Raw genomic sequence first — 12,366 nt, forward strand, 5'->3', positions numbered from 1 at the left:
CCGGGGAGGGCGTACGACGCCATGAGCATCCGGCTGATGACGATGATCTTTGATCGCTATCCCGATGGCGGCAGCGAGATGCTGCTCGCGCTTGCGATGGCGGATCACGCAAGCGACGACGGCACGCGCATATGGCCCTCGGTGGACGAACTGGCCCGCAAGACGCGCCAGAGCCGGCGCACCGTGCAGCGGCAGATCGGCAAGATGGTGGCGTCGGGCTGGCTGGAGCTGGTCAGCGCCGCCACGGGCCGCCGCGGCTCGACCAACGAATACCGCGTCAGCGCGGCATGGGTGGGCGGTGCCGACCTTCCTGCGAGGGGTGTCAATGTGTCACCCCTGCCGGACGACGCCGAGGATTCCACGGGTGACAGATTGACACCCCTGAAGGACACCGAAGTTATCCACACGGGTGACAGATTGACACCCCATGAAGAGGGCGCGAGGGGTGTCAACGGTGACGCGAGGGGTGACACCAGTGACGCATGGGGTGACACAGCTATGACACCCGAATCTTCAGGAACCATCATGAACCATACCCCCCTACCCCCCGGCGGGGGGGCGACCGGGTTTGAAGAACTTTGGGCGATCTACCCGAACCACGACAACCGGCTGAAGGCAGAACGCCGGTACCGGCGGATGGCGCCGAGCGCCGCGCTGCAGCGGACGATGCGCTCGGCCATCGAGGCCCAAAGGCTTAGCAAGAGATGGACGAAGGACGGCGGTGAGTTCGTGCTCGAGTTCGCGACTTGGCTTCGCAACGAGCGTTGGCGTGATGAGCCCCGAACGCAAGGTGCAATCGCCGGCCCATGGCATGAGACGCGCAGCGGCATCGACGCGAAGGCGCGGGAGCTGGGCCTCGGCGTGTGGGATGAAGCCGCCTTCTCGATGGGCCGCGGCGAGAGCTATCTCGCGTTCACCGCACGGGTGGTGAAGCGTGCCGCCGAAGTTGCGAGGGAGGTCGTATGCGCGTGAGCGTTGGTTTCAGCGGCAGCGGCCTCGCCAGCGTGCAGCAGCAGCTCGCCAAGCTGTCGGGCCAGCAGGCCAAGCAGGCGTATGCCGAGGGCTTGAACGATGGTGGCTTCCGCACGCGGCGCGAGTGGCAGCGCGAAATGAGCGAGCAGTTCGACCGTCCAACGTCGTACATCCTCAAGAGCGTGTACGTGCGCAAGGCCACGCCCGCCCGATTGAGCGTGGACATCGAGCCGACCTACTACGGCGGCAAGGGCGTGGACCCGCAGAAGATTCTCCAGGCGCAAGAGTTCGGCGGGCCGCGGCGAGACAAGCGCAGCGAGGCAGCGCTGCGCCGCGTGGGCATCCTTCCCTCGGGCTACCAGACAGCTATCCCGGCGACACCGTTCCCCGGCAGCGATGACGGGCGCGGCAACTTGCGCGGTGGTTTCCTCGTGCGCTTGCTGTCCTACTTCCAGGCGATGGGAGAGCAGGGCTACAGGGCCAACATGACGGACAGGCGCAAGGCGCGGCTGCACAAGGGAACAAAGGACCGCGAGGGCGTGCGGTTCTTCGTTGCCTTCGGTCGCCTACGCAGTGGCCCGACACAGCACCTCGCGCCCGGCATCTGGGCCGCTTCCGGCACGCAGGGCGGCGTCGTGCGGCCCGTCCTCATGTTCGTGCGCGATGCGGTCTACGACTCACGGATTAAGCGCGAGCGCGTCGCTGAGCGTGCCGACCTTGAGCCCTACATCGAGCGACGCATCCGATACCGCATTCGAAAGATGGTGGGCGAATGAACATCAGCCTCGGCATGTCGCATCGCGGCACCTCTCGCCCTCGCGCCCCATCGAGGGGCGGCGCCTCGTCGGGTCGCGGGTCCCTCCTGGAGGCTTGCCGTGCGGGTAATTCGAACCGCGTCCTCGGACTGTTCGCCGACCTTCCCAAGGGGGTTAAGTGAAGGTAGTTGAGGCTATGGGTGTGGGCATCACGCAAGCGGAGTTCGCCGTGCTCGTCGGCGTGAGCGAGGCGAAGGCGAGCCAGTTGGTCGGGGATGGCGTCATCGAGCGCGGCCAGACCGCGCACGCGTGGCTGCTCGCCTACTGCGAACGGCTGCGCGAGGTGGCCGCTGGCCGCGCATCGATCGAGGCCGGCGGCCTCGATCTCGTGCAGGAGCGCGCCAGGCTGGCGCGTAGCCAGCGCGAGGCGCAGGACATCAAGAACGCCGTGGCGCGTGGCGAATTTGCGCCCATCGGTCTGCTCGCCGACGTGCTTGGCATGGCATCGAGTGCCGTCGTGGATCGCTTCGAGCAGCTCGAAGGTGCGCTTCGCAAGGCATGCCCTGAGCTGCCGGACGAAGCGAAGGCCACGGTGCAGCAAGTCATTACGAACGCGCGCAACGAGTGGATTCGCGCGACTGAAAAACTCGTTGTGGTCGAGCTGGATCGGTTGGCGTCCGACGACGAAGGCAGCGCAGAGGATGTGCTCGGCGAAGAGGTGGGGCAGTAGTGGGCGAGTACGTTTCGCGTGAAACATTGCGCGCCGTGATCCACGCGGTGAGTCTCGGCCTTGGCAGTCTGCGCGCCGAGGTCTTTCAGACGCTCAGCGAGTGGGCCCGCGACAACTTCAAACTGGCCGGCGAAAGCTCACACCAGAAGGGTGGATGGATTGCATGGTCCTTTCAGGTCGGCATCCTCGACTTCATGAGCGATGACCGCATCGAGGAACTCGACGTGGAGAAGTCGAAGCGCGTCGGCTACACGAAGATGATTACCGCCTTCGTGGCCTACAACATTGCGCACCGCCGGCGCAAGCAAGCGCTCTGGCAGCCGACAGACGATGACCGCGACAGCTACGTCAAGAGCGAAATCGATCCGATCCTCGACGCGCGCGACGGGGTGCCCGCGGTGCAGGCAGCGCGCCGCAAGGGTGGTGGCAGCGATGACACCATCAAAATGAAGAAGTTTCGCGACAGCGTTCTTCATCTGCTCGGCGGAAAGGCGAAGCGAGCCTATCGGCGCATCACTGTGGCGATTGCCATCCTCGATGAGTGGTCCGCCTTCGACCAGACCATCGAGAAATCGGGCGATCCCGGCGGCCTTGCGAAGGGCCGTCTCGAAGGCGCGCCCTATCCGAAGTTCGTTGGCGGCTCGACGCCTGGCTTCAAAGGGCTGTGCCATGTCGAGCGTGCCGTGCTCAACGCCGAGGGCTTCGTCCGCTTCTACATCGACTGCAAGCACTGCGGCCTCGAGCATCCGCTTGCGTGGGGCGGCAAAGGAAAGCTGCACGGCTTCAAGTGGGACCGCCGCAACCCCGCCAGCGTGCACCATGTCTGCCCGCATTGCCGCAAGTCCATTCGGCAAAGCGACTTCCTGCAGGGCGGACTCCCCATGCAGGGCACTTGGGTGTGCGAGAAGACGGGCAAGAGGTTCGGGCCGGACCGGGTGTGGCGCGACAGCGCCGGCATGCCCACTCGCCCGCCGAAGACGCTGGGCGTGCACATCTGGGCCGCGTACAGCCCGCAGCGCACCTGGGAAAGCATCGTCAAGGAATTCGAGGAAGCGCTCGACGCGCTCGCCCGCGGCGACTCGGGGCCCATGCAGCTCTTCGTCAACGAGACGCTCGGCGAGACATGGGAAGTCGTTGGCGAGCGCACCGATGAGCATGCGCTGCAATCGCGTGCCGAGGACTACCCATTGAAGACGGTGCCGGCGGGCGGCCTGATCCTGACAGCTGGGGTGGACGTGCAGCGCGACCGTTGGGAAATCGACGTATGGGCGTGGGGCCGCGGCCTGGAGTCCTGGCACGTCGACCACCACGTCATTCATGGCAATCCTGCGTCCGAAGATGACTGGGCGCCTGTCGCGGTCTACCTGTCGAGCCGCTACGTGCAGGCTTGGCATGGCGGTTCGATGGGGCTGAGCGCGATTTCCATCGACTCGAGCGACCAAACGCAGGCGGTCTACAACTGGGTGCGCAAGACGCAGCACCAGCTTCCGAGGCTGCGCGCAATCAAGGGGCGAGGTGAAGAGAACGTGCCCGTCCTGGGGCCCAGCAGCCCGCAGGAGGTGCGTTGGAACGGCACGAAGATTCCCAATGGTATCAAGCTGTGGAATGTGGGCATCGACTCGGCGAAGGACCTTTTGCTCGGACAACTCGCCATCGAGAAGGCGGGGCCAGGCTTCGTTCATTTCAGCCAGGAACTGCCGCAGGAATGGTTTGAGCAGCTCACGGCCGAGCAGCGAATCCTGGTGAAGGTCAACGGGAAGGAAGCCTACCGCTGGGTCAAGCGCAGGCCTCGCAACGAGGCGCTCGACAACCGCAACTATGCGTTGCACGCCGCCTTCGGCCTCGGCCTTCACAACTACACCGACAAGCGCTGGAGCGACCTCGAGGCGGCAATGCAGCCTGCGCGAGACCTCTTCACCTCATTGCCATTGCCACCGCCAAGCGCTTCTCTTGCCCGTTTGGCGGGCGGCGCAGCTAACTCTGTTTCGAGCTTTCAAGGTGAGTCGGTCATCGGCTCAGACGTAGACATTTTTTCTCCCATTGCCCTGAACTGAACATGACAGAACAGTCGATCGACGACGAGCCTTTGAGCATCATTGAAGAGGAGGCTCGCGCGATGGCTCGCGCCTTCGGTGTGCCCGTACCTGAAGAGGCGGCGGCGTCGCTGATTGAGCGAATCCTGCTGAGGTTGGGTGGGGCACACATATACGTGCCGCGACGCACAGCCCGAGCGAGGCAGAAGGTGCATGCCGAGATTGCTGAGAAGTTCAATGGGAGCAATCTCTTCGAGCTAGCACGGGAGTACGAAATCACCCCTCGACATCTGCGTCGGATCATTGCCCGCCTGCGTGCACTTCGAAGCACATCGATCCTTGACAGGCGCGAGTGACTGGAGCGGCCTAGTAGCGATTGCTACTTTCCGATGCGTCAAGAACGAATGGTTTTACCTAGGTTGTGGGATAGACAAGCGGCAGCGTTACCGTTAGAAGGCTAAATCAACACTTTCTAACACGCGTGAGCGCAAAGGTCCCATGAAATTCAGCCGCGAAATCGAAGCCTTTATTAAGGTCTTCGTTAAAGACCTAGAAGAAAATAACGTGGCCTTATTCGCCGGGGCGGGGATGTCTAAAGCATGCGGATATGTAGACTGGCCTGAACTTCTTAGAGATATCGCTGCAGAAATAGGTCTTAAGGTTGAAATGGAGCACGACCTCATCTCGTTGGCACAATTCCATGTTAATGAGCGTGGCGGAAGCGACGGTGTGTCGCGAAAGATTTTGGAAGAATTTTCCGAACAAGCAGAGTCCTCTCCGACGCACGAAATTCTGGCCCGTTTGCCCATAAGAACCTACTGGACGACCAATTACGACAGCCTGATTGAAGACTCTTTGAAGAAGGCGTTCAAGGTCGCTGATGTCAAACACAGTCCCGATCAACTCAATCATGTCACACCAAAACGGGATGCAGTGGTTTATAAGATGCACGGCGACGTGACATTTCCCAAAAAAGCAATCTTATACAAGCAGCAGTATGAAAGATATCATCATACTCACGAAAGATTTATCACGGCCCTGAGTGGCGACCTAGTATCAAAAACGTTTCTATTTATCGGATTTAGTTTTTCTGATCCCAATTTGGATTACGTTCTGAGTCGGTTGCATGTTGGAGGTGAGGGTGGGCAAAAGACACACTACTCCTTCCTTAAAAAGGAGTCGCCGAAAAGAAAGGGAGAAAAGGTCGATGTCGCTGCTTATCGAACTCGCAAGCAGGAGTTGCGAGTTGCTGACCTAAAAAGGTTTGGGATTCAAACCTTGTTGATCGACGACTACCCTCAGATTCCACAGATCCTTGAGGAAATCGAAAACAGATTTCGGAAAAAGACTGTTTTTATCTCCGGAAGCGCAGAGGCCTTTGAGCCATGGGACCGAAATGATGCTCAGCAATTCGTTCACTCGCTCGCTTTGGAGTTAATTCGATCGAATCTCAGGGTTGTTAACGGATTTGGCTGGGGCATTGGAAGTGCTGTAATTAATGGTGCGCTTGAAGCGATTTACTCAAATCCTGGAAAACACTCCGAAGATCAGCTAGTGATGCGCCCATTCCCCCAGTTCACCGCCAATCCCGCGGATCTCCCGATCCTTTGGGAGCAATATCGGCATCGCATGATCGGCCTCGCAGGAGTTGCAATATTCGTTTTTGGAAATAAGTTTGGTAAGGATGGCGAAATCGTGGAGGCTAACGGCGTAATTAGGGAGTTTGAGATTGCCGTTGAGCACGGGCTTGTTCCAATTCCCATCGGGCTTACAGAGTACGCTGCACGTTCGATCTGGAACACCATCCAGGCGGCACCAAAAAAGTATTACGGCGATTTGCCTTGGCTTCCCCCTCTTATCAAAGAGCTGGGTGAGGCAAAAACGCCACGGAGTGAAATCGTTGCGAAAGTGGTGCGGATCATTTCACAGTTAAATAAGTAGCTCGCATGGCTGTGGTAGTTCGTTTGAAGTGGTAGCGTATTTTTATATTGGAGTGAAAATGGCTAGAAAAGTATTCTTTAGTTTCAAGTATGACGATGTTGTTCGGGCGATGAATGTTCGAAATAGCAATGTAATCTCCGCGGATATCAAATCTGGTTTCATCGATAAAGCTGATTTTGAAAGCGTAGCCCGTCAAGGTGATGCTGCAATCAAAAAGTGGATCGACGATCAAATGAGCGGAACAAGCGTGACGGTAGTGCTCGTCGGAGCTAATACCGATAAAAGTCGCTGGGTAAAATACGAGATCGAATCCAGCATTGCGCGCGGAAATGGTTTGCTAACTATAGACATCAGTAAGATTGGCGATTTTTTGGGAAACACTACCAATTATTGCGGCCTTACCGTTGATGGCTACCCCCATTACCGTTGGAACTCTGACTCTGGTCGAGAAAATATGGGGGCATGGATTGAGAAGGCCGCAAAAGCTGCGGGTAAACCGTAATCTGAAAAAAGGACGCTTAAGCACAAAAAGAAAGAGGAAAAACATGGCGATCAAAATTGACTCGTTGCAAAGGGCCGCACGGAGAGGCGCAGTAATTTTGGAAAGCTATAGTACCGCTATTGCCAAGCGCAAGAGCACGGCCTTCCTTTGCCATAGTCATTTGGATAAGGAGCTTGCGAAAGGGCTGCAGATCGAGTTAGCTCAAGCGGGTTGGGATGTGTTTATCGATTGGGAATTAGGCGCGATGATCGAGCGTCCGACTCGAACCACAGTTGAGAGAATACAAAAAGAAATCCAAGAACGCGACTGGTTGATCTATTTGGCTACGGGAAACTCTGAGCGTTCGCGTTGGTGCCCTTGGGAAATCGGTTTTGCGGACGGGCGTAAATCTTCGGATAGCGTTGTTATCGTCGCAACAGAGGACAGTAACGGTACTTACGGCGCCGAATACCTGAACCTCTACAAGCAAATCGACGCGGACCCTGTCCTGGGATATGTGATGAGAAAAGTGGGTCTCCCCGCAAAACAAGTTCGTTCTGCGCGAACTATGCCGTCACCCTCCCTTTAAGACGCTGCGACTTGGCCCTCAAGGGCGGTTTCTCAGAGGTCGAAAATTTCGTCCGTCTGTTCCGCGAAGGCTCGTCGCGCGTTCGCCGGCCGAGCTTATTCAAGGGTAGGAGGAGGGTAGGCCGAAAGTTTGTGACTTGGTCCAGCGGAAATGTCCGCGATGAACTGGTGTCATCGCTGCATGGGCATTTACCGCCACCTCACAGTTTCAGAACTCCAAGCGATGCGCACGCGCTTGATGGCGTCGCTGCAGGACCGACTCGCTTCCCCCACATCCGCCGCCCACAACGGGCGCTCCGTTCAGTATCAACAGAACGTCGCTGAAATCCGCAAGGAAATCGCGGCGTTGAGCGAAGAGCTCGAAGCCCGCGGCGCGGGTGTTTCCGGCGGCGCGGTGCGCGGCCCCATCTACATCGTTTGAAGATGGCTCGCCGCAACCGTCGTCTCAGGTCCGCTGGCCCGCGCATCTCCGCGCCTGGCGCCAGCGGCCCCGCAGGCGCCGCAATGAACGCGCACGAAGCCGCGTCAACCAACGACATGGCCCTGCACGGTTGGAATCCCATCGCCGGCAGCGCCGATGCGGATCTGCTGCCCGACCTCGACACGCTGACCGCACGCTCGCGCGACCTCGGCCGCAACAACGGCCTCATGGCCGGCGGCATGCAGACGATGCGCGACAACATCGTCGGATCGGTGCTCCGCCTGAGTGCGACGCCGGACTATCGCTTGCTCGGATGGACGCGCGAGCAGAGCCGCGAATGGGGCAACGTGGTCGAGGCGAAGTTCCGTTCGTGGGCCGAGACCACCGAGTGCGACGCAGCGCGCACGCAGAACCTGCTCGGCCTCACGCTGCAAGCCCTCGGCGGCGCCATGCTCAACGGCGACGCCTTGGGCTTGCCGCTGTGGCTGCCCCGTCCGGGCACGCGCTGGAAGACGCGCTTGATGATGGTCGAGGCTGACCGGCTCGCCACGCCCCTGGGCCTCGAGCATCGCGACGACATCCGCAAGGGTATCGAGTTCGACCGCTGGGGCGCACCTGTGGCGTACCACATCCTCAAGCGCCACCCGGGCGACGTGTTTGCGTTCGGCTTCTATGGCATGACGCGGGAAGCGCAGCTCATGGAGTGGGACCGTGTTCCCGCGTTCACTGCCTGGGGCCGTCGCCGTGTCATCCACCTGCACGACAAGGAACGCACCGGCCAATCGCGCGGCAAGCCCGTTGTCACGGCCGTCATGCGGGAATTTCACATGGCCGGCAAGTACGCGGCGAACGAGTTGCAGGCCAGCCTCGCAAATTCGCTCGTTGCCGCGTTCCTCGAGTCGGACCTCGATCCGAACTCGGCCGCCGCGCTGTTCGGCGACAACCCGCGCGACCAGTGGAATGCATCGGTGGCGCAAACCCGCAACATCCGCCAGCTCAAGGGCGCGGCGGTCATCCCGCTGCCCGCTGGCGCGCGGCTCTCCAGCTTCACGCCAGGCCGCCCGAATCAAGCCTTCGAGGCCTTCATGCTCGCCTCGCTGCGACACATCGCTGCCGGCATGAATCTGCCCTATGAGCTGCTGCTGAAGGACTTCAGCAAGTCGAACTACAGCAGCGCGCGTGCCGCCTTGCTCGAGGCCTGGCGCTACTTCCACGGCCGCCGTCGCTGGCTCACCGACTACTGGCTTCGGGCCATCTATGAGCTGTGGTTCGAAGAGGCTGTGAACGCCGGCGAGATCGAGGCGCCCGGCTTCTATGAAAACCGCTACGCCTATCTGCGCGCGCGCTTCATTTTCGGTGGCCGTGGCTGGGTGGACCCAGTCAAGGAAGCGCAGGCCGCCGGGCTGCGCATGGAGATGGGTATCTCCACGCTCGAGAAGGAGTGCGCGGAGCAAGGCGACGACTACGAAGAAATCATGGATCAGCGCGCCATCGAGCTGCGCATGGCCGCTGACCGCGGACTCAGCACCGCGCAACCCATCGCCGTGGCGCTGGCTTCGGCCGGGCAGGGCAAGCCCGACGACGAAGAACAGCCTGGCACATCGCAAGGGCAGAACGAGGAAACCGCCGCATGAAGTACCCCCATCTCGCAGCGCGGATCTTCAACACGCCGCTGCTCATCCATCCACAAAAGCTCGACGCCATCATTGCCGGCCTGAGTGACCGCCTGCTCGGCGCTGTCCCGCTGATGGTCGCCTCGGCCGACGGCATGCCCAAACTGGCACCTGAGCTGTTCTCGACGCGGCGCGGCGAGCAGAGCGACCGCGGCTATCGGGTGGTCGAAGGCGTCGCGGTGCTCAACGTCAATGGCGCGTTGTTGCACCGCAGCCGTCTCGATGTGGCCGAGAGCACTTTTCTCGTGGGCTACAACGACCTGGCCGCTGACCTCGAGGATGCGATGAGCCATCCCGACGTGCACGCGGTCCTTCAGGTCTACGACAGCCCGGGTGGCGAAGCGCAGGGCGCATTCGAATACGCACAACGTGTATTCGATTTGCGCGGTCGCAAGCCCATGCAGGCCATCGCCGACGGAATGGCGCTCTCGGCCGCCTACCTGGGCGCCAGCGCAGCCGACGAAGTGGCGGTTACTGCAACCGGCTATGCCGGCTCCGTGGGCGTGGTCTCGCGGCACGTCGACTTCTCGCGCGCGCTCGATCAGGACGGCATCACCGTGACGCACATCTTCGCTGGTGCGCACAAGGTCGACGGCAACCCCTATGAGCCGCTGCCCGCCGACGTGCGCAGCGCCTGGCAAGCCGAGATCGATGGGCTCTACACGATGTTTGTCGATGCGGTCGCGCGCCACCGCGGCATGGAAGCGGCGGCCGTGCGCAAGACGCAGGCTGCCAGCTATTCCGGCGTCGCAGCCGTGGCCTCTGGCTTGGCCGACCGCATCGCCACCACAGACCAGCTGATTTCCGAACTGGCCGCCCAACGCGGCCGGTCCTTCCCTGTCGGGCCGACCGCCCGATCCAACGCCAACGACAAAGGAGCCTCAATGTCTGGCAATTCCCCCAACGAGGCGGGCGGTCATCAAGCCGCAGCAGCCCCCGCCGGTGCCCCGGCAGTTACCTCCGCCTTTACGCAGGCCAACGTGGATGCGGCACGCGCCGAAGGCCGCGAAGAGGGCGCGCAGACCGAGCGCACCCGCGTGAGCGGCATCTTTGCGCACGAAGCCGCCGCCGGGCGCACGCAGCTGGCCATCCAGTGCGTCACCAGCGGCCTCAGCGTCGAGCAAGCGGGCGCCGTCCTCGCGGTTGCGCCGGTGGCGACCGCCGCGCCGGTGAATGCCTTCGCGACCGCAATGGCCGCGGTGGGCAATCCCGATGTTTCGGGCGTCGAGGCCGGAGGCGGCGCGCAGACCGACGAGGCCGCTCTCGCGAGCCAGATCGTCGCGAGCTTCCGCGGTTCGCGCTGATTCAACCATTCACAGGAGTTGCGAACATGAACTATCGCGCAAGTTTCTCGACGGAGGGCGTTTCTGCCTCCAAGGTGCTCGTGGCCGGCAACGCCCACCTGCTGGTGGGCCGCAAGGTCACGCTGCTGGCCGGCGCGGTCTATGCGGCCGGCACGGTACTCGGCGTCATCACGGCTTCGAAAAAGCACACCGTCAGCGCCTCGGCGGCCACCGATGGCAGCGAAGAGCCGGACCTGATTCTGGCCGAGACGGTCGATGCCACCGCGGGCGACCGCGAGGCGCTCGGCTATGCACGCGGCGACTTCAACACGAGTGCGCTCGTGCTGGGCGCCGGCCACACCGTTGCCAGCATCACCGAAGCCCTTCGCACCAAGGGCATCACCCTGCTGGCCGACGTGGCCTGACGCACAGCACCCAGCAATCCAACCTCTCAATCAGGAGCAACTTTCATGGACATTTTTTCCATCGGCGTTCTCGCGCGTGTGATCGCCGAGCTTCCGGCCCCCGCGCCGTTCATCCTCAATTCGTTCTTCACGGCCATGCAGACCGAGACGAGCGAGGAAATCCACTTCGATGTTGAGAACGGCCGCCGCCGCCTGGCACCGTTCGTCGCGCCCATCGTGGCCGGCAAGGTCGTGCAATCGAAGGGATTCGTCACGAAGACCTTCAAGCCAGCGTACGTCAAGGACAAGCGTGTCTTCGACAGTTCGCGTCCGTTCAAGCGCGCCATCGGCGAACGCATCGGCGGCGAACTGTCGCCCGCACAGCGCCTGCAGGCACTGCTCGCCACCGATCTGCAGGATCAGCTCGAGATGCTCGCCCGCCGTCAGGAAGTCATGGCTGTGGAAGCACTTCGCACCGGCAAGGTCACCGTCAAGGGCGACCAGTATCCGACCGTGGTCGTGGACTTCGGCCGTCATGCAGACCTGACCGTCGAACTCCTGGCGGGCGACCGCTGGGGCGAAGCCGGTGTCGACCCGCTCGAAGACGTGCAGGCATGGTCGATGGGCGTGACGCAGCATTCGGGCGCGGCCGGCAACACGCTCATCATGGACGTGAAAGCCTGGCAGCTCTTCAGCGCTGCGCCTTCGGTGCAGAAGCTGCTCGACCGCTTCCGTGGCGCCGACAAGCTCAACGCGACCGTGATCGGCGAGGGCGGTCGCTACATGGGCAACATCGGCGACTTCGATATCTGGGTCTATGCCGGCTGGTATGAAGACCCGGACTCGGGAACGCTTACGCCCTACCTGCCCGACAACACCGTGCTCATTACGAGTCCGGACCTCGAGGGTACGCGCGCCTACGGCGCGATCCGCGATGAGAAGGCAGGGCTCCAGGCCATGCCCTACTTTTCCAAGTCGTGGACCGAAGAAGACCCTGCGGTGCGTTACCTGCTGCTGCAATCGGCCCCGCTGCCGGTGCCGTATCGCGTCAACGCCTCGATGTCGGCCAAGGTTCGTTGAGGCTC

General features: G+C 61.5%; 13 protein-coding genes. All 13 read left to right on the forward strand.

Going from position 1 to position 12,366, the window contains the following annotated elements:
- Nucleotides 1–21 precede the first annotated feature (21 nt).
- Nucleotides 22–972: a helix-turn-helix domain-containing protein gene (locus tag ASD05_RS30650; protein WP_056590290.1), complete on the forward strand. Its 951-nt coding sequence runs from the start codon at nt 22–24 to the stop codon at nt 970–972.
- The gene (locus ASD05_RS08450; protein ID WP_056590293.1) at nt 963–1,748 is read left to right on the forward strand and encodes a hypothetical protein; all 786 of its coding nucleotides are present in this window, start codon (nt 963–965) and stop codon (nt 1,746–1,748) included. Before ASD05_RS30650 ends, ASD05_RS08450 begins: the two co-directional genes overlap by 10 nt.
- Nucleotides 1,749–1,923: 175 nt before the next feature.
- Complete coding sequence (locus ASD05_RS08455; RefSeq protein ID WP_056590296.1) at nt 1,924–2,457, forward strand: hypothetical protein; 534 nt, start codon at nt 1,924–1,926, stop codon at nt 2,455–2,457.
- The gene (locus tag ASD05_RS08460) at nt 2,457–4,511 is read left to right on the forward strand and encodes a phage terminase large subunit family protein (protein ID WP_082572009.1); all 2,055 of its coding nucleotides are present in this window, start codon (nt 2,457–2,459) and stop codon (nt 4,509–4,511) included. The genes ASD05_RS08455 and ASD05_RS08460 overlap by 1 nt, the downstream gene beginning before the upstream one ends.
- 2 nt (nt 4,512–4,513) lie before the next feature.
- Nucleotides 4,514–4,846, forward strand: a complete 333-nt coding sequence (locus tag ASD05_RS08465) for a Mor transcription activator family protein (RefSeq protein WP_056590299.1) — start codon at nt 4,514–4,516, stop codon at nt 4,844–4,846.
- 142 nt (nt 4,847–4,988) lie between these two features.
- Nucleotides 4,989–6,431 carry an SIR2 family protein gene (locus ASD05_RS29400; RefSeq protein WP_082572010.1) on the forward strand — a complete coding sequence of 481 codons (1,443 nt, stop codon included), beginning with the start codon at nt 4,989–4,991 and terminating at the stop codon, nt 6,429–6,431.
- 58 nt (nt 6,432–6,489) lie between these two features.
- Nucleotides 6,490–6,933 (forward strand): TIR domain-containing protein, encoded by a 444-nt coding sequence (locus ASD05_RS29405; RefSeq protein WP_082572011.1) that lies wholly within the window; start codon nt 6,490–6,492, stop codon nt 6,931–6,933.
- Nucleotides 6,934–6,976: 43 nt separating this feature from the next.
- A complete protein-coding gene (locus ASD05_RS29410) occupies nt 6,977–7,501 on the forward strand; it encodes a toll/interleukin-1 receptor domain-containing protein (RefSeq protein ID WP_082572012.1) in 525 nt (174 codons plus the stop codon).
- A gap of 150 nt (nt 7,502–7,651) precedes the next feature.
- Nucleotides 7,652–7,921: a hypothetical protein gene (locus ASD05_RS08470; protein WP_157610042.1), complete on the forward strand. Its 270-nt coding sequence runs from the start codon at nt 7,652–7,654 to the stop codon at nt 7,919–7,921.
- Between the two features lie 83 nt (nt 7,922–8,004).
- Complete coding sequence (locus ASD05_RS08475; protein WP_235507902.1) at nt 8,005–9,555, forward strand: phage portal protein; 1,551 nt, start codon at nt 8,005–8,007, stop codon at nt 9,553–9,555.
- A complete protein-coding gene (locus ASD05_RS08480; protein ID WP_056590305.1) occupies nt 9,552–10,898 on the forward strand; it encodes a S49 family peptidase in 1,347 nt (448 codons plus the stop codon). The genes ASD05_RS08475 and ASD05_RS08480 overlap by 4 nt, the downstream gene beginning before the upstream one ends.
- Before the next feature lie 26 nt (nt 10,899–10,924).
- A complete protein-coding gene (locus ASD05_RS08485; RefSeq protein WP_082572013.1) occupies nt 10,925–11,302 on the forward strand; it encodes a head decoration protein in 378 nt (125 codons plus the stop codon).
- A gap of 45 nt (nt 11,303–11,347) precedes the next feature.
- Entirely contained in the window at nt 11,348–12,361 is a 1,014-nt protein-coding gene (locus ASD05_RS08490) for a major capsid protein (RefSeq protein ID WP_056590308.1), read from the forward strand.
- Nucleotides 12,362–12,366: the final 5 nt, after the last annotated feature.

The sequence above is a fragment of the Variovorax sp. Root434 genome (genome assembly GCF_001426595.1).
GTDB lineage: Bacteria > Pseudomonadota > Gammaproteobacteria > Burkholderiales > Burkholderiaceae_C > Variovorax.

Coding starts and splice junctions, on each gene's coding strand:
- ASD05_RS30650 (WP_056590290.1), top strand. CDS start 22: ATGAGCATCCGGCTGATGACGATGATCTTTGATCGCTATCCCGATGGC.
- ASD05_RS08450 (WP_056590293.1), top strand. CDS start 963: ATGCGCGTGAGCGTTGGTTTCAGCGGCAGCGGCCTCGCCAGCGTGCAG.
- ASD05_RS08455 (WP_056590296.1), top strand. CDS start 1,924: ATGGGTGTGGGCATCACGCAAGCGGAGTTCGCCGTGCTCGTCGGCGTG.
- ASD05_RS08465 (WP_056590299.1), top strand. CDS start 4,514: ATGACAGAACAGTCGATCGACGACGAGCCTTTGAGCATCATTGAAGAG.
- ASD05_RS29400 (WP_082572010.1), top strand. CDS start 4,989: ATGAAATTCAGCCGCGAAATCGAAGCCTTTATTAAGGTCTTCGTTAAA.
- ASD05_RS29405 (WP_082572011.1), top strand. CDS start 6,490: ATGGCTAGAAAAGTATTCTTTAGTTTCAAGTATGACGATGTTGTTCGG.
- ASD05_RS29410 (WP_082572012.1), top strand. CDS start 6,977: ATGGCGATCAAAATTGACTCGTTGCAAAGGGCCGCACGGAGAGGCGCA.
- ASD05_RS08470 (WP_157610042.1), top strand. CDS start 7,652: ATGTCCGCGATGAACTGGTGTCATCGCTGCATGGGCATTTACCGCCAC.
- ASD05_RS08475 (WP_235507902.1), top strand. CDS start 8,005: ATGAACGCGCACGAAGCCGCGTCAACCAACGACATGGCCCTGCACGGT.
- ASD05_RS08480 (WP_056590305.1), top strand. CDS start 9,552: ATGAAGTACCCCCATCTCGCAGCGCGGATCTTCAACACGCCGCTGCTC.
- ASD05_RS08485 (WP_082572013.1), top strand. CDS start 10,925: ATGAACTATCGCGCAAGTTTCTCGACGGAGGGCGTTTCTGCCTCCAAG.
- ASD05_RS08490 (WP_056590308.1), top strand. CDS start 11,348: ATGGACATTTTTTCCATCGGCGTTCTCGCGCGTGTGATCGCCGAGCTT.